The sequence below is a fragment of the Mycobacterium persicum genome, from assembly GCF_002086915.1.
Lineage (GTDB): Bacteria > Actinomycetota > Actinomycetes > Mycobacteriales > Mycobacteriaceae > Mycobacterium > Mycobacterium persicum.
Genome location: NZ_MWQA01000001.1, coordinates 3,799,851 through 3,824,310 on the forward strand (window position 1 = coordinate 3,799,851; position 24,460 = coordinate 3,824,310).

At 67.8% G+C, this 24,460-nt stretch carries 20 protein-coding genes, 1 pseudogene and 1 riboswitch; of the genes and pseudogenes, 12 read left to right on the plus strand and 9 right to left on the minus strand.

Translation table 11 applies throughout. From position 1 onward, the window contains the following. Positions 1-80: 80 nt before the first annotated feature. The 3 genes from B4U45_RS17345 to B4U45_RS17355 all read left to right on the plus strand — a co-directional run bounded on the left by B4U45_RS17345 (position 81) and on the right by B4U45_RS17355 (position 4,166). Positions 81-1,577, plus strand: coding sequence for a neutral zinc metallopeptidase (locus B4U45_RS17345; protein ID WP_075546280.1), 1,497 nt, complete (start codon positions 81-83; stop codon positions 1,575-1,577). Between the two features lie 255 nt (positions 1,578-1,832). Continuing rightward, on the plus strand, positions 1,833-2,303 hold the full coding sequence (locus B4U45_RS17350) for an Rv1419 family lectin (RefSeq protein WP_075546279.1): 471 nt from the start codon (positions 1,833-1,835) through the stop codon (positions 2,301-2,303). 351 nt (positions 2,304-2,654) lie between these two features. After that, entirely contained in the window at positions 2,655-4,166 is a 1,512-nt protein-coding gene (locus B4U45_RS17355; protein WP_075546278.1) for an HNH endonuclease signature motif containing protein, read from the plus strand. Positions 4,167-4,196: 30 nt separating this feature from the next. On the opposite strand, the gene B4U45_RS17360 is transcribed toward B4U45_RS17355, so the two are convergent. From B4U45_RS17360 to thiC, 3 genes are all read right to left on the minus strand, one after another. Further along, positions 4,197-4,817 carry an alpha/beta hydrolase family protein gene (locus B4U45_RS17360; RefSeq protein WP_075546277.1) on the minus strand — a complete coding sequence of 207 codons (621 nt, stop codon included), beginning with the start codon at positions 4,815-4,817 and terminating at the stop codon, positions 4,197-4,199. Further along, positions 4,814-5,641, minus strand: a complete 828-nt coding sequence (thiD, locus tag B4U45_RS17365) for a bifunctional hydroxymethylpyrimidine kinase/phosphomethylpyrimidine kinase (RefSeq protein WP_075546276.1) — start codon at positions 5,639-5,641, stop codon at positions 4,814-4,816. The genes B4U45_RS17360 and thiD overlap by 4 nt, the downstream gene beginning before the upstream one ends. Positions 5,642-5,715: 74 nt before the next feature. Next, a complete protein-coding gene (gene thiC / locus B4U45_RS17370) occupies positions 5,716-7,362 on the minus strand; it encodes a phosphomethylpyrimidine synthase ThiC (protein ID WP_075546326.1) in 1,647 nt (548 codons plus the stop codon). Further along, positions 7,353-7,463, minus strand: a riboswitch (TPP riboswitch). It overlaps the preceding gene by 10 nt. Positions 7,464-7,546: 83 nt before the next feature. Between thiC and B4U45_RS17375 the strand changes: the two genes are divergently transcribed. The 3 genes from B4U45_RS17375 (at position 7,547) to B4U45_RS17385 (ending at position 12,593) form a co-directional block, all read left to right on the plus strand. Continuing rightward, positions 7,547-8,242 (plus strand): PAS and ANTAR domain-containing protein, encoded by a 696-nt coding sequence (locus B4U45_RS17375; protein ID WP_075546275.1) that lies wholly within the window; start codon positions 7,547-7,549, stop codon positions 8,240-8,242. Between the two features lie 104 nt (positions 8,243-8,346). Continuing rightward, a complete protein-coding gene (locus B4U45_RS17380) occupies positions 8,347-8,727 on the plus strand; it encodes an STAS domain-containing protein (RefSeq protein WP_075546274.1) in 381 nt (126 codons plus the stop codon). Then, complete coding sequence (locus tag B4U45_RS17385) at positions 8,724-12,593, plus strand: SpoIIE family protein phosphatase (RefSeq protein ID WP_075546273.1); 3,870 nt, start codon at positions 8,724-8,726, stop codon at positions 12,591-12,593. Before B4U45_RS17380 ends, B4U45_RS17385 begins: the two co-directional genes overlap by 4 nt. Positions 12,594-12,625: 32 nt before the next feature. Here the strand turns inward: B4U45_RS17385 and B4U45_RS17390 are convergent, their stop codons facing one another. Further along, a complete protein-coding gene (locus B4U45_RS17390) occupies positions 12,626-12,901 on the minus strand; it encodes a hypothetical protein (RefSeq protein WP_089025118.1) in 276 nt (91 codons plus the stop codon). A 63-nt stretch (positions 12,902-12,964) separates the two neighbouring features. Here B4U45_RS17390 and B4U45_RS29400 point away from each other — a divergent pair, with 63 nt between their 5' ends. After that, entirely contained in the window at positions 12,965-13,279 is a 315-nt protein-coding gene (locus tag B4U45_RS29400; RefSeq protein WP_239988051.1) for an Rv1535 domain-containing protein, read from the plus strand. Here B4U45_RS29400 and B4U45_RS30105 read toward each other — a convergent pair. The 5 genes and pseudogenes from B4U45_RS30105 to B4U45_RS17415 form a co-directional block, all read right to left on the minus strand. Continuing rightward, positions 13,242-16,856, minus strand: a pseudogene (locus B4U45_RS30105) (HAD-IC family P-type ATPase); the annotation flags it as partial. The gene B4U45_RS29400 and the pseudogene B4U45_RS30105 overlap by 38 nt on opposite strands. A gap of 733 nt (positions 16,857-17,589) precedes the next feature. After that, complete coding sequence (locus tag B4U45_RS17400) at positions 17,590-18,036, minus strand: hypothetical protein (protein ID WP_075546272.1); 447 nt, start codon at positions 18,034-18,036, stop codon at positions 17,590-17,592. 127 nt (positions 18,037-18,163) lie between these two features. Beyond that, the gene (locus tag B4U45_RS17405; RefSeq protein ID WP_176357533.1) at positions 18,164-18,979 is read right to left on the minus strand and encodes an exodeoxyribonuclease III; all 816 of its coding nucleotides are present in this window, start codon (positions 18,977-18,979) and stop codon (positions 18,164-18,166) included. Between the two features lie 17 nt (positions 18,980-18,996). Continuing rightward, the gene (locus tag B4U45_RS17410; RefSeq protein ID WP_083154428.1) at positions 18,997-19,881 is read right to left on the minus strand and encodes an N-acetylglutamate synthase, CG3035 family; all 885 of its coding nucleotides are present in this window, start codon (positions 19,879-19,881) and stop codon (positions 18,997-18,999) included. Continuing rightward, positions 19,881-20,474 (minus strand): peptide deformylase, encoded by a 594-nt coding sequence (locus B4U45_RS17415; protein ID WP_075546269.1) that lies wholly within the window; start codon positions 20,472-20,474, stop codon positions 19,881-19,883. The genes B4U45_RS17410 and B4U45_RS17415 overlap by 1 nt, the downstream gene beginning before the upstream one ends. Positions 20,475-20,753: 279 nt before the next feature. Between B4U45_RS17415 and B4U45_RS17420 the strand changes: the two genes are divergently transcribed. The 5 genes from B4U45_RS17420 to B4U45_RS17440 all read left to right on the plus strand — a co-directional run bounded on the left by B4U45_RS17420 (position 20,754) and on the right by B4U45_RS17440 (position 24,190). Then, positions 20,754-21,062, plus strand: coding sequence for a nucleoid-associated protein NapA (locus B4U45_RS17420; RefSeq protein ID WP_023370272.1), 309 nt, complete (start codon positions 20,754-20,756; stop codon positions 21,060-21,062). Positions 21,063-21,126: 64 nt separating this feature from the next. Beyond that, on the plus strand, positions 21,127-21,600 hold the full coding sequence (locus B4U45_RS17425; protein ID WP_075546268.1) for a LytR C-terminal domain-containing protein: 474 nt from the start codon (positions 21,127-21,129) through the stop codon (positions 21,598-21,600). Between the two features lie 69 nt (positions 21,601-21,669). After that, positions 21,670-22,386 carry a superoxide dismutase[Cu-Zn] gene (gene sodC / locus B4U45_RS17430; protein WP_075546267.1) on the plus strand — a complete coding sequence of 239 codons (717 nt, stop codon included), beginning with the start codon at positions 21,670-21,672 and terminating at the stop codon, positions 22,384-22,386. After that, positions 22,367-23,530 carry a glutamate--cysteine ligase gene (locus B4U45_RS17435; RefSeq protein WP_099185049.1) on the plus strand — a complete coding sequence of 388 codons (1,164 nt, stop codon included), beginning with the start codon at positions 22,367-22,369 and terminating at the stop codon, positions 23,528-23,530. Before sodC ends, B4U45_RS17435 begins: the two co-directional genes overlap by 20 nt. Before the next feature lie 9 nt (positions 23,531-23,539). Continuing rightward, positions 23,540-24,190 (plus strand): LON peptidase substrate-binding domain-containing protein, encoded by a 651-nt coding sequence (locus tag B4U45_RS17440; protein ID WP_075546266.1) that lies wholly within the window; start codon positions 23,540-23,542, stop codon positions 24,188-24,190. Positions 24,191-24,460: the final 270 nt, after the last annotated feature.

The window sequence follows — 24,460 nt, forward strand, 5'->3', positions numbered from 1 at the left end:
TGGTTTGCGCACTGACTTCCGATCAACCGATCTAAACTGGGACCCTTGGGTGCAGGCCAGTCGGGATCGGGGTCGATTACATGGATAACTGCGGTGGGGCAAGACGTCAGTTGCGGCGGCGACGCACACGCGGGCTGGCCGCATCACTGCGCGCCGCGGCGGCCGGCCTGGGTGCCGTGCTGGTGGTGGCCGGCTGTACCACCCTGGTGGAGGGACGTGGGCTGTCGATCCTCAACGACCCGTTTCGGGTCGGAGGTCTGCCCGCGACCAACGGTCCCAGCGGCCCCCGTCCCGACGGGCCCGCTCCGAGCGGCACGGTGATCAACACCAACAACGGACCGATCGACAAGTTGTCGTTGCTGTCGGTCAACGACATCCAGGATTACTGGAAAGGCGTCTACAGCGAAGCCCTCAAGGGCACGTTCAGACCCGTCGACAAACTGGTGTCTTATGACTCCAACGACCCCAGCAGCCCGATGGTCTGCCACAACGAGACCTACCAGCTGGTGAACGCGTTCTTTACCTCCCGCTGCAACATCATCGCCTGGGACCGAGGGGTATTCATGCCGGTCGCCGAGAAGTATTTCGGCGAGATATCCGTCACCGGCGTGTTAGCACACGAGTTCGGGCATGCCCTTCAGGTGATGGCGAAGTTGGTGACCCGCAACGACGCCACCATTGTCCGTGAGCAACAAGCGGATTGCTTCGCCGGCGTCTATTTGTACTGGGTGGCCGCGGGCAAGTCGCCGCGCTTCACGTTGAGCACCGCGGACGGGCTCGACCACGTGCTCGCTGGAATCATCACCACCCGCGACCCGGTGATGGACGCGGATGCGGAAAACGACGACGAACACGGGTCCGCCCTGGACCGCGTCAGCGCCTTCCAGATGGGCTTCCTCAGTGGGACCGAGGCGTGTGCGGCGATCAACAAGGCCGAGATCGAGCGGCGCCGTGGTGACCTGCCGACCGGCCTGCGGGTCGACAGCAGCGGGAACCAGGAGACCGGTGAGGTCGCGATCAACGAAGACACCCTGAAGACGCTGATGGAGCTGATGGGCAAGGTCTTTTCGCCCAAGAATCCGCCCACGCTGTCCTACCAGGCGACCGGCTGCCGCGACGCCAAGCCCAGCCCGCCGGCGTCGTACTGTCCGGCCAGCAACACGATCGTCGTCGACCTGGCGGCGTTGGCGACCATGGGAAAGGTCGCCGGCACCGACGAACAGTCGTTGCCGCAGGGCGATGACACCGCGTTGTCGATCGTGATGTCGAGATATGCACTGGCGGCGCAGCATGAACGCGGGCTGGCGATGCAGAGTCCGTGGACCGCCCTGCGGACGGCCTGCCTGACCGGCGTTGCGCACCGGAAAATGGCCGAGCCGATCGACCTGCCTTCCGGTCAGCAACTCATTCTGACCGCCGGTGATCTCGACGAAGCCGTTTCCGGATTGCTGACCAACCACATGGTGGCCAGCGATGCCGACGGGATCAGCGTGCCGGCCGGGTTCACCCGGATTGCGGCATTCCGCGCCGGGGTGGGTGGCGATATGGAGGCCTGCTACTCGCGTTACGCGCTGTAGCGCACTCGTTAGATCACCCGGAAGGCCGTTGCCCGGAGCAGGATTGGCCGGTGATACTCGGCGGTGCGGGCGCGCCCGCCATGCGGGAGTCCCGGCGGGGAACGCATCACCAGATGCGAAGTGGTTTGACGCAGGCTAAAGTGGGGATCTCGTTATCCGTGGCAACTGGCTGCGGCGGCGGCGGTTTCGGTGCGGGCTGCGCCGTGCGGTCGGTGGAGCTGCGCCAAGTGATAATGGACTCGGGATGCGTGAACCGTGTTGACGGCCAGTGTGTGCCGGACCCGTGTCCTTGCCCTCGCGGGTGCGGTGTTGGGCGTCGCGGTGCTGTGCGCCGGCACGGCGAGCGCCGACGGTCCGGTCCAGTTGAAAAGCCGATTGGGCGACTTCTGTCTGGACGCCCCGAGTGGCAGCTGGTTCACTCCTGTGGTGATCAACCCCTGCAATGGCACGGACTTCCAGCGCTGGAATGTCAACGGTGACCGAGAGATCGAGAGCGTGGCCTTTCCCGGGGAGTGCCTGCAACAACCGGGGGAGAGTCTGTGGGCGAAGCTCAATCCCTGTACCAATTGGATCAGCCAGCATTGGACAATCCAGCCCAACGGCCAGATCAACAATGACCTTGGCGGCTGCCTCGCCGTTCTCGGCGGCCCTGGTCCCGGGGCTTGGGTCTCCACCCGCTGGTGCAACGCCGATGCACCCGAACAGCAGTGGGATAGCGTTCCGTGATTGCGCTTGTTGGCCTGGGCCGGGCAAGGGCAGTAGTCGGTCGATGTATTCCGGCGACTCAGCAGCGGTGACTGCGCTGCTCGGTCCTGGCGTCGTGCGCCTACCGGCGATGATCTCGAATGGTCACGAATGTGATTGCGGGCATTGCCGATTCGCCAATCCTCGACAGTAGCGCCGTCACTGGGGCCGGGCTCGGTGCGCGGACTTGCTGCAGTGGGCGGAGCAGGTAAGCCCTCGGTGCCGCGTGTCTCCGGCCGAGTCGTTGACCCCACACCCGGGCGGGCCGGTGCCGACCCGGCTCGGATCGCGGTCGATGCGCTCATGTCAGTGGAGCCGTATAGAATCGAATGTATGTTCGATACCAGCGGCGCCGTTTCGCACCCTGAGGTGATCGAGAGGTTCACTGCCATGTTCGAGCGGTGCCATCCGCCGACCACACCGGCATCTGCCGCCATCGTGGACCGGCTTTGCGCGGCGTCGCGGGCGGAAAACCGGTCCGCTGGTGAGCGGCTGGCCGCCATCGGCGAGCTGGATGTGTTGCGACTGAGGGCTTCTGGCGACTGCGAGTCGTGGGGGACCGATACCTGGGATGCGGTGAGTGCGGAGGTCGCGGCGGCATTGCGGATCAGCCAGGCGTTGGCGTCGAGCTATCTGCACTATTCACGCGCCATGCGCAACCGGCTGCCGAAGTCCGGCGCGGCGCTACTGGCCGGCGACATCACCTACGCGATGTTCCAGACGATGGTGTATCGCACCGAGCTGATCGAAGATCCCGAGGTAATGGCCGCAGTGGACGCCGAGCTTGCCGTGAAGGCGAGCCGATGGCCGTCGTTGACACGCTCGCGCCTGTCGGCCTATATCGACCGGGTCGTTGCGCGTGCGGATCGTGATGCCGTGCGGCGCGCCCGGGAGCGGCAGGCGGAGCGGGAGTTCTCGATCTGGGGCAGCGACAACGGTCTCACCGAAGTCGGCGGCAGGATGGTCACCAGCGATGCAATGGCGCTCAATGCGCGGCTGGATGCGTTGGCCGCCGCGGTATGCGCTGATGACCCGCGTACCCGCGCCCAGCGCCGCGCCGACGCACTGGGGGCGTTGGCGGTCGGGGCCGAGCGGCTGGTGTGTCGCTGCGGGCAGTCGGCCTGCCCTACCGGGACGACGCCGGCGCCGCGGCCGGTGGTCATCCACGTGGTCGCCGACCGGGCCAGCGTGGCTGGCACCTCGACAACTCCCGGCGCATTGGTCGGCGCCGAGGGCCTCATCCCGGCAGAATTGCTCGCCGAGCTGGCCGAGTCGGCGCGCCTGCGTCCGGTCGTGCACCCGATCGATGCGGCTCCCGAGGGCGGCTACACCCCGTCGCAGACGTTGGCTGATTTTGTCCGCTGCCGGGATTTGACGTGCCGGTTTCCCGGCTGCGACCGCCCGGCAATGCACACCGACATCGACCACACCATTCCCTATGGCGACGGCGGTGCCACCCATGCCTCAAACTTGAAATGCCTTTGCCGCCAACATCATTTGCTGAAGACCTTCTGGGGATGGCGCGACAAACAGCTGCCCGACGGCACGGTGATCTGGACCTCCCCGTCCGGAGATACCTACGTCACCACCCCGGGCAGCACGCTGCTGTTTCCCAGCTTGTGTGCGCCTACCGGCGAGGCACCCCGGCAAGCCTCGCAAGCCAGCGCGCGCTGTGGCGACCGTACTGCGAAGATGCCGCTGCGGGCCACCAGCCGGGCGCAGAACCGTGCTCGCTACATCGCCGCCGAAAGGCGAAAAAACCACCAGATCCGCGAGCGAGTCGCCGCCCAGCAGCAGTCGGAGGACATCCCGGTCGTCGTAGACGACGAACCTCCGCCCTTTTAGCTTTAGCGGGGCCGCAAGCCGGCGACTCGGTCAGCCGGACAAGAGACTTAGCGCCGCGTCGACCGCCAGCGCGGCGACGTCGACGGTCTTCGAGCCCAAATCGTGTCGGGCGCCGGTGATCTCGACGATCTCGGTGGGCGCGTTGATCAGCGCCGCGGCATCGCGCAGCTCTGTGATGGTGCCGAAGGGGTCGGAGCTGCCGTGGGTGAACACCGTGGGCACGGTGATGCTCGGCAGATGCTCGGTGCGGGCGCGATCCGGTTTGCCGGGCGGGTGCACCGGATAGGAAAACAGCGTCAGGACGTCCACCGCTGCGCCACCGGCAGCCACCACCATCGACGTCTGCCGGCCTCCGTAGGAATGTCCACCCGCAATCAACGGGCCGTCGACCAGCCCGCGACACCACTCGATCGCTTCGACGATGCCCACTCGGTCGGATTCTGCCGCGCCCGACGGTGGGCCTTTCGGTCGGCGGCGACGGTAGGGCAGGTTATACCGGACCGCCAGCCAGCCACGACGTGCCCATTCGTCGCAAAGCTGTTGCAGTAGAACAGAGTCACGGCTGCCACCAGCACCATGAGTCAGCACCGCGATGCCGTTCGCGCGGCCGTCGGGTTCATGCGCGATGCCCGAAATCCGGTCGAGGTTCATGACAGCCGAAACAATGGCGAGACCGGGCCATGACCGGCCCCCAGCGGGTAGGCGGCGCGCAAACATTCGGTGACCCAACGCTTTCCGAAGGCCACCGCGTCGGGCACGGTGAACCCGTGCGCCAGCGCACAAGCGACCGCGGCGGCCAGGGTGTCGCCGCCGCCGTGGTCGTTGCCCGTACTCACTCGCGCCGCGTCGAACTCGTAATAGTCGGCCCCACCGTAGAGCAGATCGCAGCTGCGCTCCGACGACCGCAGATGCCCGCCCTTGACCAGCGCCCAGCGCGGACCCAGGGCATGCAGGGCTTTGGCCGCCGCGCGCTGCGATTCGCCGTCCACCACGTCGATATCCACCAGCAGGCGCACCTCGTCCAGATTCGGCGTCACCAGCGTGGCCAGCGGAAACAGTTCAGCGCGAAGCGAATCCAGGTCCGACGCGGCCAGCAGCGGGTTGCCGTGCATGGATACGCAGACCGGGTCGACGACGAGCGGGACGCCCAACTCGAGCCGGCGCCACGTTGCGGCCACCGCCGAAATGATGCGCGACGACGCCAGCATCCCCGTCTTGGCGGCCTGGATACCGATGTCGGTGACCACGGCCTCGACCTGGCCGACGACAACATCGGCGGGCACCTCGTGAAAGCTCTTGACGCCCAACGTGTTCTGCACGGTAACGGCGGTGACGGCGACGCACGCATGCACGCCGAGCAACGCCATGGCCCGCATATCGGCCTGGATACCGGCGCCCCCGCCGGAGTCCGACCCGGCGATCGTCAGCACCCGCAGCGGGGTCGTCCCCGGCGGCGGCACGGGCAGATAATTCACTGTGTCGGACGAGGGGTGACCCGGCCCCCGCGAGCGGGAGGTGCCCCCAGCGCCCGGCCCCGCCGCGCTTGCGATCACCGCTGTGTGATCGGCAGATACACCCGGTTGCCGTGCTCGGCGAACTCGCGGGACTTCTCGGCCATCCCTTCGGCCAGCATGGCTTCGATGTCCTCTTCGGTCTCCAGCCCGTGTTTGGCGGCAAAGTCGCGCACGTCCTGCGTGATGCGCATCGAGCAGAACTTGGGCCCGCACATCGAGCAGAAGTGTGCGGTCTTGGCCGGTTCGGCGGGCAGCGTCTCGTCGTGGAATTCCCGTGCGGTGTCGGGATCCAGCGACAAGGCGAACTGGTCATTCCACCGGAATTCGAACCGAGCAGTGGATAGCGCGTCATCGCGCTCCTGGGCGCGGGGGTGACCCTTGGCGAGGTCGGCCGAGTGGGCGGCGATCTTGTAGGCGATCACCCCGTCCTTGACGTCCTTGCGGTCGGGCAAACCGAGGTGTTCCTTCGGCGTGACGTAGCACAGCATCGCCGTGCCGGCCTGGGCGATGATCGCCGCGCCGATGGCCGAGGTGATGTGGTCGTAGGCCGGCGCGATGTCGGTGGCCAGGGGGCCCAGCGTGTAAAATGGGGCCTCCTCGCACAGTTCCTCTTCCAGGCGCACGTTCTCGACGATCTTGTGCATGGGTATGTGACCCGGTCCTTCGATCATCACCTGTGCGCCATGGGCTTTCGCGATCTTGGTCAGCTCGCCCAGGGTGCGCAGCTCGGCAAACTGCGCGGCGTCGTTGGCGTCGGCGATCGAACCCGGCCGCAACCCGTCGCCCAGCGAGAACGTGACGTCGTAATGCGCGAAAATATCGCACAACTCTTCAAAGTTCGTGTACAGGAACGACTCTCGGTGATGGGCCAGGCACCAGGCCGCCATGATCGACCCGCCGCGGGACACGATGCCGGTGACCCGCTTGGCGGTCAGCGGGACATAGCGCAGCAGCACCCCGGCGTGCACGGTCATGTAGTCGACACCCTGTTCGCACTGCTCAATCACGGTGTCGCGGTAGATTTCCCACGTCAGTTCGGTCGGGTCGCCCTTGACCTTCTCCAGCGCCTGGTAGATCGGCACCGTGCCGACCGGCACCGGCGAATTGCGCAGGATCCACTCGCGGGTTTCGTGGATGTTCTTACCGGTGGACAGGTCCATGATGGTGTCGGCGCCCCAGCGGGTGGCCCACACCATCTTGTCGACCTCCTCGGCGATCGAGGACGTCACCGCCGAATTGCCGATGTTCGCGTTGACCTTGACGGCGAACGCCTTGCCGATGATCATCGGCTCGCTCTCGGGATGGTTGTGGTTGGCCGGGATCACCGCCCGGCCGCGGGCGACCTCGTCGCGGACCAACTCGGCCGGCAGGTCTTCGCGGGCGGCGATGAACGCCATCTCGGCCGTGATCTCGCCGTCGCGGGCGCGCTGCAGCTGGGTGCCGCGGTCGCGGACCACCCCGGGCCGCCCCGGCAGGCCGGCGGTCAGATCGATGACCGCATCGGGATCGGTGTAGGGACCGGAGGTGTCGTAGAGGTCGAAGTGATCCCCGGTGGAAAGGTGCACCCGCCGAAACGGCACACGCGCGCCGGGTACCCCGTCCAGTGCGCGATAAGTCTTGCTGCTGCCCGCGATGGGGCCGGTGGTCACGGAAGCCGCCGACGGTTCGGTGGTCACGGTCATTGTCATCTCCCTACGCCGGCATTATCCGGTCAGGTTCGTACGGTCGACGGCCCCGAGCCGTCCTCTCAGCGCACTGGGGGTGCGCTCCCGCGTGGATTTGGTTGATGTACCCAACGCTAGCGCAGCGCGGCGCCGCTGTGCAGGGGCGTCTGGCGCGTGCTGGCCGGTCGGCACCTAAAGTGGGATGATTTCAGACGTGCACCTGCCCGACTGCCGTGACCATCCGACCGGCGGCGAAACGACCGCCGGGCTCAGTAAGTACTTGAATGTCGGCGGTTTTCGATTCTGGTTCGTTGGTCAACGTTGGGAGTGGTCCGACGAAGTGGCACGAATGCATGGCTACGAACCCGGATCGGTTGTGCCGACGACGAAGCTGCTGCTGTCGCACAAACATCCCGACGACCGCGCCCATGTCCAGGACTTACTCGACTACGCGTTGCGCTCGGGTGGCTCGTTTTCGAGCCGTCATCGATTCGTCGACACCGCGGGCAACGTGCACGACGCGATCGTCGTGGCCGATCGCATGCACGACGATTCGGGTGCGGTAGTGGGCACCGCCGGCTATTACATCGACCTCACCGACACCTTCGACGAAGCCCGGCAGGAAGTGCTCGACGAGGCCCTGCCCGACCTCTTCGAGAACCGCGCGGCGATCGAGCAGGCCAAGGGTGTGCTGATGGCCGTGTACCGGGTCAGCCCCGAGCAGGCCTTCCGTGTCCTGCAGTGGCGGTCGCAGGAGACGAATACCAAAGTGCGCGCGCTGGCAAAGCAATTGGTCGCCGAAGTCGCCACCTTGCCGGCGCCCTCGGCGACCGTCCAAAGCCAGTTCGACCATCTGTTGCTCACGGTGCATGAACGCATCCCGGCTGGACCGGGTTAGGCTCGGGTTAGGCTGTAGCAATCTAGGACGGCGCAGGCGTGGGTCGGGCGCCCCGCCCCAGTTAACTACCGGAATTCGACATATTCGCGGGCGGAGTGAAGGCCATGGACCTGCTGGCGGTCGGACATGAGGTTTGCCAGGACGCCGTTGTGGTGCGTGCCGAGGGCGATATCGACTCGACGACCGTGGACGAACTCACCGCCCATCTGATTGCGGCCCTGCAGCTGGCCGCCAGCCACCCCGCCCGCCTGCTCGTCATCGATTTGCAACCGGTGACTTTCTTCGGAAGCGCGGGATTGAACGCGGTGCTGGATTGCCACGAGCAGGGCATCGCCGCCGGGACGTCGGTCCGGCTGGTCGCCGGCCACGGTCAGGTCACCCAGCCGATCAGGGTGACCGAGCTGGACCGGATACTCAAGATCTACCCCACCATGTCGGAAGCCCTGCGGACGTGCCCACCCAAGGAATCTGAACAGGCGCGATGAGCGAGCCGCCCCCGCCCAGCACCTCCGGTAGGCGACAGCTACCCGGTGACTTGGCGGCCGCGGTCCCGTTGGGCGGCGAAATGGGCCGCTGTTTCGCTGAATTCGACTGGCCGGCTCATCCGCTCGGTCCGCCCGCCGACTGGTCACCCGAGATTCGTGCGGCGGTGGCGGTGGCTTTGACATCGCGGTTTCCCATCGTCTTGTGGTTGGACCCGACAGAGCTGTTCCTGATGTACAACGACGCGTACGCGCACATCCTGGGTGACAAGCACCCGGCGGCTCTGGGCGCTCCCGGCCGGCAGGTGTGGCCGGAGATATGGACAGAAATCGGGCCGATGCTGGCCGGGGTCGTGGCGACCGGCAAGGCCACCTGGTCGGACGACTTGATGTTGCCGCTGGTGACCGCGGGCACGCCGCAGGAGCGGTACTTCACGTTCACCTACAGCCCGATCATCGGCGGCCGCGGTGCCGTCACGGCCGTCTTCTGCGCCGTCATCGAGACCACCCAGCGGGTGCTGAGCGAGCGCCGCCTGCACCTGCTCAATGCCGTGGCGTCGGCGACCATGGAGACCCGGACCATCGAGGACACGGTGAGCGCAGCCGTCACCGCCTGTGCCAGCCAGCCAGAGGATCTGCCGTTCATCGCGGTCTACGTGCGAGACGGTTCCGACCCCGACAGGGACGGGGCCACGCTGCGCGGCGCCACGCCGTCGATGCGTTCGGTGTTACCCGCCGACCTGGCGTTGCTGACCGGATGGGATGCGGCGTCGCGATCGCGGGAGACGGCGCACGTCGTCGACCACCTCGACGAGCTGATGCCCGGCATCGACACCGTTTTCACCCAGGACTGCCCGAGGCAGGCGCTGGTGCTGCCGCTCGGCGAGAACTCGGCCCCGGGTGCGCTGGTAGTGGGGACGAATCCGCGCCGTCCGCTGGACCCGCTGTATCAGAGCTTCTGCCAGCTGCTCGCCGACCAGCTGTCCGCGGCGTTCGCGGCCGCGCTCTCCTATGAGCAGCAACGGCGGCGAGCCGATGCGCTGGCCGAACTGGATCGGGCGAAGACAGCCTTTTTGACCAACGTCAGCCACGAGTTCCGCACGCCCTTGACGCTGCTGCTCGGGCCGCTCGACGACGCGCAGACCGACGCGGGATCCGGCACGCTCCTGGCCGAACGGCTAGGCACCGCGCGACGTAACGCGCGGCGTCTGCAGCGGATGGTGGACTCGCTGCTGGACTTCTCCCGTATCGAAGCCGGCCGTGCGAACGCGACGCTGGCATGCACCGACGTGGGGGCGTTGACCTCCGATATCGCCTCCTCGTTCAGCGAGCTGTGTGCGCGCGCAGGTCTCGACCTGGTGCTGGACTGTCATCCGGTGTTAGCCGATGTCGATCCGGACATGTGGGAGACGATCGTGCTCAACCTGCTGTCCAACGCGGTCAAGTACACGCTGACCGGATCGATCACGGTCGAGGTGCGCAGCGAAGGCACGCACTGCCGCTTTGCGGTGCGCGACACCGGGGTCGGGATTGCCGGACACGACCTCGGCCGTCTGTTCGAGCGCTTCTACCGGGCCGCGAACGTCAGCGGGCGCAGTGCGGAGGGCACCGGCATCGGCCTGTCCCTGGTGCGCGGCCTGGTCGAGCTGCAGCGCGGCACGGTGCAGATCGACAGTGAACCGGGCCGCGGTACCACCGTGACCATTCGGCTTCCGTCGTCGCTGGGCGACACCGCGGTCGACCCGTCGTTCACCCGGCCGAAGGACGCGAACAATCCGTATGTGGAGGAGGCCAGCCAGTGGTTGGGGTCGTCGATCAGCACCACGCCACGCCCGGAGGTCAGCCGTGCCCCGGGGCGCGGGGTGGTGCTGATCGTCGACGACAACGCCGACATGCGGGCCTACCTGGACCGGGTGTTGTCGCCGCACTGGCAGACCGTTCTGGTCGCCGACGGCGAGGCGGCGCTGGACGCGACTCGCCGGCTGCACCCGGACGTGATCGTGACCGACGTCATGATGCCGTCCCTGGACGGATTCGAATTCGTCGCGGCCATCCGCGATGATCCGGTCCTGGCGGCCACGCCGGTGATCATGCTGTCCGCCCGGGCCGGCGCCGAAGCCGTCAGCGAGGGCCTCGCCGGCGGTGCCGACGACTACCTGCCCAAGCCGTTCCGGTCCCAGGAACTCGTCGAGCGGGTGAAGTCGCGGCTGGCCGCCGTCGACCGCGAGCGCAGGCGGCAGGGGCTGGCCGTCGGCCTGGCCGAGCTTGACGCCGCGCTGCAGGCCACGGACTCGGTGGCCGGAATACTGGCGGCAATGCTCGACTCCCGGTTCGGTGCGGACCCGGCCGCCGTCGGAATCGGGGTTGTCGACGGCGATTACGCCCGCTTCGAGTACGCCGGCGGGCTTCCCGCCGAAGTGCGCGACCGCTATCACGTGGTCTCGCTGAACAGCCCCCTGGTCGGGCCCGACGTCATCCGCCGCGGAACACCCATGGTCGTCAGCGACACCCTGGCGCTCCCGCCGCGCTATCAACACGCCGTGCAGGACACCGCGGCCAGTGTGCGCGCCTGCGTCGCCCACCCGTTGCGCGGTCGCACCGGCCGTGTGATCGGAGTGCTGATCCTGCTCTGGCCGACGCCGCGCCAGTTCGACGCCGCCGAACTCGACGTGTTCACCCGGATAGCCGAATTCACTCAATCCGCACTGGACCGGGTGCTGCTCAGAGCCCAGGAACATCGGATTGCCGTCTCCTTCCAGGAGCACCTTCTCGACCTGAATCGCGGGTCGACGGCCGCGGCGGTGGCCGCGGTGTACCAACCGGCGGGTGAAGCGATGCGGGTTGGCGGCGACTGGTATTCGGTGACGCCGTTGAATGGCGACGGCACGATCGGGATCTCGGTGGGTGACGTCGTCGGGCATGGTCTGCCGGCCGCGATCGTGATGAGCCGACTGCGTGCGGCGGTGGCTGCCTCCGCGCTCACGTCGGCCGAGCCGTCGGATGTGCTGGCGGCGCTGGACAAATATGGGGCTACCATCGCCGGCGCCCGCGGCGCCACCGTTGCCTACGCCGTCATCGACGCCCCATCGGACGCCAGACCCGGGGGCGGCGCCATGAGGTACCTGTGTGCCGGGCATCCCTATCCGCTGTTGGTCTCCGCGGACGGTCGCCCGGTCTATCTCCGATCGGGCCGGCGTCCCCCGGTGGCCACGTACGGAGAAGACTCGACCGTGGCCACCGGACACGCCGAGCTACCGGCAGGAAGTTTGATTCTGCTCTATACCGACGGATTGATCGAGCGGGCCGGGGAGACGCTCGACCAGGGATTCGCCCGTCTGCAAACCGCGGCCGCAGCGTGCGCCGGGCTGCCCGTCGATGCGGTCTGCGCCGAGTTGCTGCACCGCATGCGCCCCCTGGATGGCTACCGCGACGACGTCGTGGTGCTGGCGCTTCGGCCCAGCCATGTCGGGACGCACAGTTTCGCCACCGTGTTGCACGCTGTCCCGGCGGAAATCCCGGGCGCTCGGCAGCGCCTGCGGGACTGGTTGGCAACCATCGACATCGCACCCGCCGGTAGCGACAAAATCCTGCTGGCCACGGGAGAAGCGGTGACCAACGCAATCGAACACGGCAGCGGCTGCGATGCCCGCAAAACCGTCTCCATCGAGGCTTTCCTGCACCGGGACCGGGTCGTGGTCACCGTCAGCGACTCCGGCCGATGGGCAGGTGATTCCTCGGCCAGCCTGCGCAGCCAGCGGCGCGGACGTGGGCTCACCCTGATGAGCGGGCTCGCTGACCGCGTCGACACCGTCCGCACTGCCGGCGGAACCCGGGTTGCGCTGCAGTTCGACGATGCGGCGGCACCCTGACGGGGAACTGACCAGGCCTGATTGGGCCGTGATCAGGCCTCTTCCATCGCCTCGCCGAGCTCTTCCAGGAGCCGGTTGTGGTGGTTGCTCGCCAGGACGTGGCCGGTCGCGATCACCAAGGCGACCGGCCAGTCGATGAGTTCGAGGGCGGCCAGCGCGGCCAGGCCGCCGTAGTAAGCCAGTTGTTCGGGCCGGGGCACTTCTAGTTGTCCCACCAACGGAAGATTAACCACGAAGGTCTCGCCCTCTCTGATTTTCTTCACGGCTTCACGCTGCGATGTTCCGCGACGAGCCTTCTTTTCTACCATCATTTGCCTTTCAGTAACGAAGGGTTTGCCGCCGAGCAGTGTCGTAGGGTCACCGTCGGGAGTATGTCGACGACCGACGCCCTGGCCGATCCGCTGGTTTCGTCGATTGCCGCGGTGCTGAGCGTGCCGTTGCGGGAGCTTTATGCGCTGCTGTGGCGGGTGGGGTTCGTGGAGATCGTGGAGCGCAAGCCGGCCCCTCGCCCGGTGCCGGCGGGGTACGCCGCTCGGGTGCCGACGGGTCCGATGGATCCGGTTCCGCATCCGTACTGTCCAGAATGCGGTTCAGAACGGCCATCGCGGCGGTCGCGGCGGCGGCCGACCCCAGGCCCTGTGCCCACCCGACCGGGCCGAGTGGGGTGCAGCCGAGCAGCTGGCTGACCAGGGGAATGCTGATCAGGGTTCCCATCGCGGCCAGTGAGCCCAGCGCGGTGAGCACCACCAGCCAGTCATGTGAGTCCAGCAGGGTTTGGCCCAGCTGCGCCGCGACCAGTGCGACCAGTCCCACCGTCGATGCGCGGCGCGGCAGGCCGGTGAACCTCGCCATGGTCCACGCCGCGGTGGCCGCGGCAGCCGTGGTTGCCCCGCGGACGCCGACCGCCTGCCACAGCGCGCGCTGGTCCGGGCCGCGGGCGTCCGGGCTGGCCGGGTCGCGGGGTTTGCTGACCGCCAGCGCCGCGGCGGGCAACGCGTCGGTCAGCATGTTCACCAGCAGCAGCTGTCGGGTGTTCAACGGCGACGTTCCGCTGATGGCACTGCCGATGATGGCGAACGCCACCTCGCCGGCGTTGCCGCCCAGCAACACCGACACCGCCGCCTGGACCCGCTGCCACAATTGACGACCCTCCAGGATGGCGGGAAGCAGCGATTCGATGCGTCCGTCGATCAGCACCATGTCGGCGGCGACCCGCGCAGGGTCACTACCGTGCGAGACCACCCCGATCCCGACGGTGGCGGCCCGAATCGCGGCGGCGTCGTTGGAGCCGTCGCCGACCATCGCGCAGACCCGCCCGCTGCGTTCCAGCGTCTGCACGATCTGCACCTTGTTCTCCGGGGTCATCCGGGCGAAGATGGTCCGCTCGGCCACCGCCTGTTCCTGGTCCTTGCGCGACAAGGCATCCCACTGCGCACCGCTGATGATCTGATCCGGGGCCACCGACATACCCAGTTCCTGCGCGATCGCCGCGGCGGTGATCGGGTGATCGCCGGTGATCAGCCGCACGTCGAGCCCGTGTTCGTGCAGGTCCGCGAGCAGTTGGGCGGCCGGGCCGCGGGGGGTGTCCGACAGCCCGAGGAAGCCCACCAGGGACAGGCCGTCACGACAGAAGCGGGCGATCTCGTCGGGGTCGTCGAGAACCGACCGGGCCTGCTGCGGGTCGAGCTGCCGGCGCGCCACCGCGATCACCCGCAGCCCATCGGCGGCCAGTCCGGCGACCGTCTGGTCCATGTCGGGGCCGTCGGCGCCGCAGGCGGCCAACACCACCTCGGGCGCACCTTTGACGGTCAGCTCGGTGCCCGACACCGAGGCTGAGAACGACCTGCCCGAGCGGAACGGGAGGTGAGCATCCGGGGGGTCCCCGTTGCCGGCCACGCCGGACGGCGCCGCCTCGACGATGGCGACATCGGTGGCATGCAGCTGTGGGCCGCCGTTGGTGGCCGGCGCGGCGTGCACGGCACAGCGCAGCACCTCATCGCCGCTGAACCCGGGCGCCGGGCGCACCTTGGCCACCCGCAGCCGGTTCTCGCTGAGTGTCCCGGTCTTGTCGAAGCAGACCATGTCGACCCGGCCGAGCGCCTCCACCGAACGCGGGATCCGAACCAGCGCGCCGAACTGGGTCAGCCGCCGCGCCGACGCCTGCTGTGCCAGCGTCGCCACCAGCGGCATGCCTTCCGGGACGGCGGCGACCGTGACCGCGATGCCGCTGGCCACCGCCTGCCGCAGGCCCTGGCGACGCAGCAGGCCCAGCCCGGTGACCACGGCGCCGCCGGTCATGCTGACCGGCCAGGCCCGGTTGGTGAGCTGGCTCAACTGATATTGCAGACCGACATTGGACAGGTCGCTGGAAACGAGTTCGGCCGCGCGCCGTTCTTGGGTATCGGCGCCGACGGCGGTCACCACCGCGACCGCGGTGCCCGCGACGACGGTAGTGCCCGCGTACAACATGCAGCGGCGCTCGGCCAGGTCCGCACCCGGCGTGGCGTCGACCTGTTTGGTCACCGACAGCGATTCGCCGGTGAGCGCGGATTCGTCAACCTCGATGTCGACCTCCTCGATCACCCGGGCGTCGGCCGGGACCACCTCGTGGGTTCGCACCTCGATGACATCGCCCGGCTGCAATTGCTCGGCGATGACGTCGCGGTACACCCGCTGTCCGTCCGGACCGGCCACCACCTTCCTGGCCGGCGGAACCTGTAGTGCCAGAAGGCGATTCAGACGGCTTTCGGCGCGCAACCGCTGGGTCGCGGCGAGTACCGAGTTACCGGTGAGCACCGAGCCGACCATCACCGCGTCGACGGGCGACCCCAGCACCGCGCTGGCGGTGGCGCCCAGCGCCAGCATGGGGGTCAGCGGGTCGGACAACTCCGCACGCACCGCGCCGAGGAACTGTCCGACTGCCTGCGCGGGCCCCACGGTGAGCCGGGCTCCGCGCTGTGCCGTGTGAATGCCGCCGGCGATGGCGCGGGTGGCCAGTGTGGCGCGCTCCGGCGCCGGCTGCTCCGGGTCATCCGGTGACGGCAGGAGTTTACGGACCTGCTCGGGGGACATCGCGTGCCACTCGTGGAAGGCCGCCGGGCGCGGCGGCCGCGCCCCGACGATCTTGCGCGCCAACAGGTATCCCGACAGCATCCCCGCCGCCGCTCCGGTGGTCACGGGTCCCGGGCCCAGCCCACGGACCCCGGGCAGCATCAGCAATGCGCCCAAAGCTGATGCGCCACCGGAGATTTCGATTCCCCGCCGACGTGCTTCCCGGGCCGCTGGAATTGCGTGCATCATGCGCCAGGCGGCGGCGAGGTCGGGCAGCAATACGTCGGCATGCCACGTCGGGCCCGCCGCGGCGTGCGGCAATACCCCCAATGCCACATCTGCCGACGAAATGGCTTGCCCGCCAATCGAAGACAACACCGCAACGGTCCGGCCGGCCTTTTGCAGATCGGCGACCGCGCCGGCCAGGGCGTCGTCGATCGAGCTGCTCTGCGCTCCGTTCGGCAACGGCCGGATATCGTCGAATGCCGGCCGAAGCTCGCCCAACGAGCCGTCGTCCACCGAGACCAGCTCCGCTGTGGTGCGATGTGCCTCGGCGACCACGGCCGCGGCGAATGGGTCGTGGGCCGGCAGAAAAAGCGCTCTGACACTGGATGCCCTTGTGCTGGAAGGCATTCCGGGTACCTGGTGCCAGCCGGGAGGAAGACCGTTGTTTTCCAGGAGCAGCTGTGCGCGGTTCCAGGCCGACGACAGCTCGTCCTGCTCGGCGCCGGCGATGCGGGCCACCCGCAGCTTTTCGGTGCACAACACCCGAGGGTCGACGACGATCGCGTCGACCTTGCTCAGGCGGCGCAGGCCCTCCGGGCGCAACGGCAAGACCCGATGGCGATCGGCCAGCCCTTGCCCGAGCGCGGCGGCGAACGCCTCTGGTGCGGTTCGGCTGGCCTTGGGGGTGGCCACCAGCGCGGCGGTGGCGGCCATGTCCAGGTTGCGGGTGCTGGCGCCGACCAGACCGGCGCTGATCGCCTGGATGAGCGCAAAACGACCGGTAGCGCGCTCGACGGTAGGCGCGGGCCGGCGGACGGGCTCGATCGGGGCTTGGTCCGCATGCCGCGCCAACAGTGGTTCGTGGTAGTGCCAGGCCCGCGCCGCGGCACGGGATTCGGCGGCTTTGAGCGTCTGCATCACCAGGCCCACCGACAACGACGCCGGCGCCTGCGTGAGTGTCTCTGCCGCGGCGACGGCTAAGGTCATGACGGTGTCGGTCGCGGCCGCGCCGATGCGGTCTTCGAGCAGGCCGCGTAATCGCGGCTGGTAGTCGAACGCCACCACGCCCGCGAGCAGGCTGCTCGGCAATCGGGGCCAGCGCAGGGCCCGGCCACCGACCGCCAGGCCCAGCCCGGCGGCGTTGGCGGCCAGGGTCACCGCCCGGGTCGCCAGCACCACACCATCGCCCGGCAGGCTGGCCGCGGGTGTGCGGTGGTAATTGTCTTGCGTTGAGCGGTAACGATTTTCAGCGTCGGCGACGACGCGGCACAGCTCCCGCAGCGTTGTCGCCGGCCCGTCGATGTCGACGACGACACGGGATAACGGGTAGTTCAGGCCGGCCGACGCCACGCCGGGGTGGGCCCGTATCGATTCGAGCACGAGGCGGCCGAGTTCGCCGTCGTCGCCGAGGCCCCGCACTTCGATCCAGGCGCGGTCGTCACCGCGCCAGCAGTGCCGGCTCAGTGTTTCGCGGGACAGCTCGCCGGAAACCGCCTTGGCCCCGTCGCGCAGCGGCGCCGTGCCGGCCTCCAAACACGCCTCGAAACACACCTTGGTGACCGAACCCGCCGTCTTACCCAACGTTTCGGCGACGTCCGCGGCGACCGTGACCGATGCGACGGTAAGCGCGGTGGTCGCCTGAATGCCAGTCGCGAGGGCGCGCAGCGGCAGAGACCGTGTTATGGACTTGGCAATGCTCAACGGGTGCTCAACACCGCCGTCAGTTGGTGCTGCGCAGCTCGGTGCTACCTGCCCGGCGCCCGCTCGCCTTCTTGGCCGGTGCCTTGGCGGTTGTCTTCTGCGGTGGAGCTTTTTCCGGCTCGGACTCGCTAGGTACCGAGGTCAGTTTCGCCTTCACCGGCGGCCCGGAGTCCCCGGGTTTCTTGTTCATCCGGCGCAACAACAACGCGCCGCCCCCGACGGCCAACAGGATCGGCCACTCGACAATTCCGGTGACGCCGAGCGCGCCGATGGCCAACGCGGCCGCCGGCGTCGACTTGGTGCCGGTGCTGAGTCCGCGCTGCACGCCCTCCGCGACTCCTTTTACGCCGCCGACAACGCCGTTGACCGCCGCGCCGCCGACGGCGCCCGCGGCAGCCGTGGTCACCGTGGCGGCCTGACTCACCGTTCGACCAACGCTGCGGACCGCTCCGCCGACGACTCCCATGATGACTCCCTGGCTTGTAATCGTTTATCTACTCTGGGCCGCACACTTCACAGCACGCATGTCTACTAAAAGCCTGCCACGTTACCAACGCCAGGACAACGAAGAGTGACTGGAGAGTGTCTGCCGGTTATGTAGTCGAGTCGTCGCGTATATCGACGAAGACCGGCGCGTGGTCACTGGGCGCCTTACCCTTGCGCTCCTCGCGGACGATCTGCGCGTCGACGACGCGGCGCGCCAGTGCGGGGGAGCCGAGGATGAAGTCGATCCGCATTCCCTGCCGCTTCGGAAAGCGCAGCTGGGTGTAGTCCCAGTAGGTGTAGACCCCCGGTCCGGGGGCGAAAGGCCTTACCAGGTCAGCGAATTGGGCCTCGACTATGGCATTGAACGCCTTGCGCTCCGGTGCCGAGACATGCGTGGCCCCGGCATAGAACTCGGTGCTCCACACGTCGTCGTCGGTCGGGGCGATGTTCCAGTCACCGGCCAGCGCGATGGCGGCGGCGGGATCGTCGCGTAACCAGCCTTCAGCCGTATTCTTTAGCGCCGCAAGCCAATCCAACTTGTAGGTGTAATGCGGATCACCCAGGGCGCGACCGTTGGGCACGTACAGGCTCCACACCCGGACACCGCCGCAGGTGGCGCCCAGGGCGCGGGCTTCCGCCGTGGCCGCCACCTCCGGCTTACGGCTCCAGGTGGGTTGGCCGTCGAAGCCGATCCGGACATCGTCGATACCGACCCGCGATGCGATTGCCACGCCGTTCCATTGATCGAAACCGACATGTGCGACCTCGTAGCCGAGTTCGAACAGTGGCAGCGCGGGGAACTGTCCGTCGGCGCACTTGGTCTCCTGCATGGCCAATACGTCGACCTCGGCGCGGGCAAGCCAGTCCAGGACGCGGTCCAGGCGGGTGCGAATCGAATTCACGTTCCAAGTGGCCAGCCGGATGGTGCCCTCGGGCATGGCTAGAGGCTATCGGGTGGCCGCAGGTAGCGGCGGCGATGGTGCAGCCCGAAACCCAGGGGTTGGGCCGGGCCGGCGCCCGGCACGCTCAGGTAGGCGCGGGTCGCGCCGCGCCGAGCGCCCCAAGCCAGCAGCGCTTCATACAGTGGCGCGGCGCGGGACTGGTCGCCGGTTGCCCACAGCCCCACCCACCGAGTGCCGTCCGGCGCGTCGGTGACGGCCGCGCGCGCGGCCACCCCGGGGTAGCTGCCGAAAGCAAGTTCACCGTCGTCGACGGCGGTTAGGACGTCAACGGGTATCCGGCGGTCGTCGAGCCGCAGCCAGGTGTCGTCGGGACGGGCGGACACGATGATCAAGCGGTCGGTCGGGCGGGTGCTCGCGTCGCCGACATCGCGCATCAGGTCGCGCACCAGGAGGCGTTCGGTGTGTTCGGGCACCCATCCGGTCGGCTGGCGCAGCAGCCGGTCCGGGATGGCCAGCCGAGGCGTGCGCCCGCGGGCCCGGTACCAGTCGGCGATCGCGGGGACGGTACCCGCTCGGGCCGAGATGTCCAGCGGCACTGCCGAATCGGCGGGAGTGGCTTCGTGGCTGGCCCGCAGCAGCCAGCCGTCCAGCCAGCAGCGTTGCGCACCGGGCCAGGCCTTGGCGGCCGCGTGCTCGACGGCCCGGATCTCCGCGGTGCGCACCGGAGCATCGGTGAGAACCCGCACCGCCACGACATCGGTGGGGGCGATGTCGACCGTCGCGCCGGTCTTGGTCCGCACCCGCACCGTCGGGGCGACGGTCAGCAGCTGGCCCACCGCGTCGGTCAGCGGCGGGACAGACCCGGGCGGCCGGCGGTAGCGAACCGTCACCCGCGTCCCGGCGTCCGGCCACGAGATCGCCATCAGTGACCGAACGGGTCGGGCCCCTCGCCCGGCAGCCACGACAGCCCGGGTACGCCCCAGCCGTGTGACTTGACCGCCCGTTTGGCGCTGCGGGCATACCGGCCGATGAGACAGTCCAGGTACAGGAAGCCATCCAGGTGCCCGGTTTCGTGCTGCAGCATCCGCGCGAACAGGCCGGTGCCCTCGATGTCGACCGGCGTGCCGTCGGCGCCGAGGCCGGTGACCCGCGCCCACTTGGCCCGCCCGGTGGGAAACGATTCGCCGGGAACCGACAGGCAACCCTCCTCGTCGTTATCCGGGTCGGGCATGGTTTCGGGGATTTCGGACGTCTCGAGCACCGGGTTGATGACCACCCCTCGGCGGCGCGCGGTTTTGCCGCGGTCCTCGGCGCAGTCGTAGACGAACACCCGCAGTCCGTAGCCGATCTGGTTGGCGGCCAGGCCGACGCCGTACGCGGCGTCCATGGTGTCGTACATGTCGGTGATCAGCTGCGGCAGATCGGCCGGCAGCGATCCGTCGGCGCCGACCGGTATCGGCTTCGTCGGAGTGTGCAAGACGGGATCGCCCACGATGCGAATAGGAACGACTGCCATGGTCGGCTAGCTTAGGCGGGCCGGCGCGGGGTACCGGTGCCGCCGGTGGCTGGTGTGGCGATGTGACGCAGCGGTCGACGACGTCCCGGAGCCGGTGACCGGGTCGATGCGGCCAGCGCGGCGGGAAGCAGGACAATGCACCCAATCGGCCGACTCGCGGGTCAGGGTAACCGGGCAACAGTTCCGGGCGTGGTTCAATATTCGCCGGAACATGCGCCTTTGTAGGTCAAGTCATTCGAGCTAAGTGAGCATTCGCCGGAAGGGCCCAGGGGAAGCAATATGGACGGCGCTATGGCGCGGGCAAATCGAGCGGGGGACGACTCTGACATTGCCGAAGGTCTGACCCGTCGCGAGCACGACATCCTGGCTTTCGAACGTCAATGGTGGAAGTTCGCCGGCGCCAAGGAAGAAGCGATCAAAGAGCTGTTCTCCATGTCGGCGACACGCTATTACCAAGTGCTCAACGCGCTGGTTGACCGACCCGAGGCGCTGGCCGCGGACCCCATGCTGGTGAAACGGCTGCGGCGGCTGCGAGCTAGCCGTCAGAAGGCGCGGGCGGCGCGTCGCCTCGGCTTCGAGGTGACCTGACACCCGTCCACCTTTTTGACGCGCCGTTACAGGTTTCGGGCCACTCCTGGCTACAGTGGGCTCGATGAACGAGCGCGTACCCGACTCTACGGGGCTTCCCCTGCGGGCCATGGTGATGGTGCTGCTGTTCTTGGGCATCATCTTCCTGCTGCTTGGCTGGCAGGCTCTGGGTTCGTCCGGGAAATCCGATGACGACTCGTCGACGGTGGCCGGCATGACGACCACCAGCACCGCGCCCACCTCGACCAGCGCCAAGCCCGCGGCGAACCAGGCCGAGGTGCGGGTATACAACATCTCCGGCAAAGAGGGAGTCGCCGGGCGTACCGCGGACCAACTCAAGGCGGCCGGTTTCAAAGTGACCGAGGTCACCAACCTCGCCGTGTCGGAAGTCTCCGTCACCACCGTTTACTACGGCGACGCCGAGGGCGAGCGGGCCACCGCGGACGCGGTGGGACAGAAACTGGGAGCGCCCGTCGAGCGGCGCATCGCCGAAGTTGCCGACCAACCGCCCGGCGTCATCGTCCTCGTCACGGGTTGAGCCCGACTTCCCAGCGGGTCGTTTCGACCCGCTCGGTAGTAAGGGGGGCGCCAGGCTAGGCTCTCCGCTATGTCTATGCCCGCCGGTCACCGCCACGTCGTAGCCACCACCCTGTCCACCCTGTCCGCGGCCGTTTGCGTCGCGCTGGTAAGCGCGTGCTCATCACCGCAACACGCCTCGACGACACCGGGTACCACGCCGTCGATCTGGACCGGATCACCCGCGCCGTCGGAGGGCCGGGGCCATCAGGAGGGGGTGCCCGGCGCACAGGGCTTGACCACTCAGCTGCGGGCGCCCGACGGCACCGAGGTGGCGACCGCCAAGTTCGAGTTCGCCAACGGGTTCGCGACCATCACGATCGCGACAACCGGCACCGGCCGCCTCGCGCCCGGCTTCCACGGCGTGCACATCCACCAGGCGGGCAAGTGCGAGCCCAATTCGGTCGCTCCGTCCGGCGGCGCTCCCGGCGACTTCCTATCCGCCGGCGGGCACTTTCAGGTGCCCGGGCGTGCCAAGGCCGGTCAATCCAATGGTGACTTGACGTCGCTGCAGGTGCGCGGTGACGGCAGCGGCATGCTGGTGACCACCACCGATGCCTTCACGATGGACGACCTGGTGAGCGGCGAGAAAACCGCGATCATCATCCACGCCGGTGCCGACAACTTCGCCAACATCCCGGCGGACCGTTACACCCAGGCCAACGGAACCCCGGGGCCCGATCAGACCACGATGACCACCGGTGACGCCGGCAAGCGGGTGGCGTGTGGTGTCATCGGTGCCGGCTAGCTCGCCGGTCAACAGGGCGCCCGGTAAAGGTGATGCCCGCATCGATTTCGCCCCGTCACCGCGGCCGACTGTCGGTGTCGAATGGGAGTTCGCGCTGGTCGACGCGCATACCCGAGATCTGAGCAACGAAGCCACCGCGGTCATCGCCGAGATCGGTGAAAACCCGCGCGTCCACAAGGAACTGCTGCGCAACACCGTCGAGGTGGTCAGCGGTATCTGTGACTGTGCCGCCGAGGCGATGCAGGATCTGCGTGACACCCTGGGCTCAGCGCGCCGGATCGTCCGGGACCGCGGTATGGAGCTGTTCTGCGCCGGCACTCACCCGTTCGCGCGGTGGTCGACCCAGAAGCTCACCGACGCGCCACGCTACGCCGAGCTGATCAAGCGCACCCAATGGTGGGGCCGCCAGATGCTGATCTGGGGCGTGCACGTCCACGTCGGGATCTCGTCGGCCAACAAGGTGATGCCGATCATCTCGTCGCTGCTCAACTACTACCCCCATCTGCTGGCGCTGTCGGCGTCCTCACCCTGGTGGGGCGGCGAAGACACCGGCTATGCCAGTAACCGGGCGATGATGTTTCAGCAGCTGCCCACCGCCGGGTTGCCGTTCCAGTTCCAGACCTGGGCCGAGTTCGAAGGCTTCGTCTACGACCAGAAGAAGACCGGCATCATCGACCACATGGACGAAATCCGTTGGGACATAAGACCTTCACCACATCTCGGCACCATCGAGGTGCGGGTGTGCGACGGGATCTCCAACTTGCGTGAGCTCGGCGCGCTGGTCGCCTTCACCCATTGCCTGGTGGTCGACCTGGACCGCCGACTCGACGCCGGTGAGACGCTGCCCACCATGCCCCCCTGGCATGTCCAGGAAAACAAGTGGCGCGCCGCCCGTTACGGCCTGGACGCTGTGATCATCTTGGACGCCGACAGTAACGAGCGGCTGGTCACCGAGGACCTCGACGATCTGCTGACCCGGCTGGAGCCGGTCGCCAAGTCGCTGAATTGTGCCGACGAGCTTGCCGCGGTGGCCGATATCCCCCGGGTGGGTGCTTCCTATCAGCGGCAGCGGCGGGTGGCCGAGGACCATGACGGCGACCTGCGCGCCGTCGTCGATGCGCTGGTTGCCGAACTAGACATTTGAGGCTGTCGGATGACGGCGACAAAACCGTTCGAGTTGGCGATGTTCCCGCTCGAGTCGGCGCTACTGCCCGACGAAGAGCTGCCGTTACGCATCTTCGAACCGCGTTACAGCGCGCTGGTGCGGCACTGCATCGACACCGGTGATCCGTTTGGCGTGGTGCTCATCGTGCGGGGGCGGGAAGTGGGGGGCGGCGATTCCCGGTATGACGTCGGAACGCTTGCCAGCATCAGCGAATGCATCGATCAGGGTGCGGGTCGCTATCAACTGCGTTGCCGGACAGGAGAGCGGATCCGGGTGTGTGACTGGCTACCCGACGATCCCTATCCGCGGGCGAGGGTAGTGCTTTGGCCGGACGAACCGGGAGATCGCGTGACGGAAAGCCAATTCCGCAACGCTGAAAATCGGGTCATGGATTTGTTCCAGCGCATCGCGGCCGTCCGCGGCGTCCGCCTGCCGGATCGCGATGTGGTGCTGGGCTATACGTACGACGACACTGGTGAGGTTGGAAAACTCTTGTATACGTTGGCGTCTCGAGTACCGATGGGACCGGCCGACCGTTACGCCGTGTTGTCGGCGCCAACGGCCGCCAACCGGCTGACCGCAATGCTGGAGGCGGTGGATTCCATTGCCGCGATGGTCGAATTTCAATTGTCCGAGTAGCGCGGTGCTGATTCAGTTACCGCGCGCAGCGCAGTCCTGGCCGAGCCGCCTTCGAGCGACAAGTTGAGGCGCGCAACGCCTTTGTCACCTGCTGACGCGGTTGGGTCGGAGCCTGGCGCCGCCGAGTGTGCCATGAGGGTTTTCGAGTGTGTGTCTATGGCATCGATATTGCATCCAGGGCGGTGATCGGGCACTTCTTCCGCCCTGGATACACAGTCGACGCCCTGGATACACAGTCGACGCCCTGGGCGCACAGTCGACGCCGTCATC

Bases quoted from the DNA above. Each gene is read 5' to 3' on its own strand.
- B4U45_RS17345 (WP_075546280.1), top strand. From the start codon at position 81: ATGGATAACTGCGGTGGGGCAAGACGTCAGTTGCGGCGGCGACGCACA.
- B4U45_RS17355 (WP_075546278.1), top strand. From the start codon at position 2,655: ATGTTCGATACCAGCGGCGCCGTTTCGCACCCTGAGGTGATCGAGAGG.
- B4U45_RS17360 (WP_075546277.1), bottom strand. From the start codon at position 4,817: ATGAACCTCGACCGGATTTCGGGCATCGCGCATGAACCCGACGGCCGC.
- thiC (WP_075546326.1), bottom strand. From the start codon at position 7,362: ATGACCGTGACCACCGAACCGTCGGCGGCTTCCGTGACCACCGGCCCC.
- B4U45_RS17375 (WP_075546275.1), top strand. From the start codon at position 7,547: ATGATTTCAGACGTGCACCTGCCCGACTGCCGTGACCATCCGACCGGC.
- B4U45_RS17380 (WP_075546274.1), top strand. From the start codon at position 8,347: ATGGACCTGCTGGCGGTCGGACATGAGGTTTGCCAGGACGCCGTTGTG.
- B4U45_RS17385 (WP_075546273.1), top strand. From the start codon at position 8,724: ATGAGCGAGCCGCCCCCGCCCAGCACCTCCGGTAGGCGACAGCTACCC.
- B4U45_RS17390 (WP_089025118.1), bottom strand. From the start codon at position 12,901: ATGGTAGAAAAGAAGGCTCGTCGCGGAACATCGCAGCGTGAAGCCGTG.
- B4U45_RS29400 (WP_239988051.1), top strand. From the start codon at position 12,965: ATGTCGACGACCGACGCCCTGGCCGATCCGCTGGTTTCGTCGATTGCC.
- B4U45_RS17400 (WP_075546272.1), bottom strand. From the start codon at position 18,036: ATGGGAGTCGTCGGCGGAGCGGTCCGCAGCGTTGGTCGAACGGTGAGT.
- B4U45_RS17410 (WP_083154428.1), bottom strand. From the start codon at position 19,881: ATGGCGATCTCGTGGCCGGACGCCGGGACGCGGGTGACGGTTCGCTAC.
- B4U45_RS17415 (WP_075546269.1), bottom strand. From the start codon at position 20,474: ATGGCAGTCGTTCCTATTCGCATCGTGGGCGATCCCGTCTTGCACACT.
- B4U45_RS17420 (WP_023370272.1), top strand. From the start codon at position 20,754: ATGGACGGCGCTATGGCGCGGGCAAATCGAGCGGGGGACGACTCTGAC.
- B4U45_RS17425 (WP_075546268.1), top strand. From the start codon at position 21,127: ATGAACGAGCGCGTACCCGACTCTACGGGGCTTCCCCTGCGGGCCATG.
- sodC (WP_075546267.1), top strand. From the start codon at position 21,670: ATGTCTATGCCCGCCGGTCACCGCCACGTCGTAGCCACCACCCTGTCC.
- B4U45_RS17440 (WP_075546266.1), top strand. From the start codon at position 23,540: ATGACGGCGACAAAACCGTTCGAGTTGGCGATGTTCCCGCTCGAGTCG.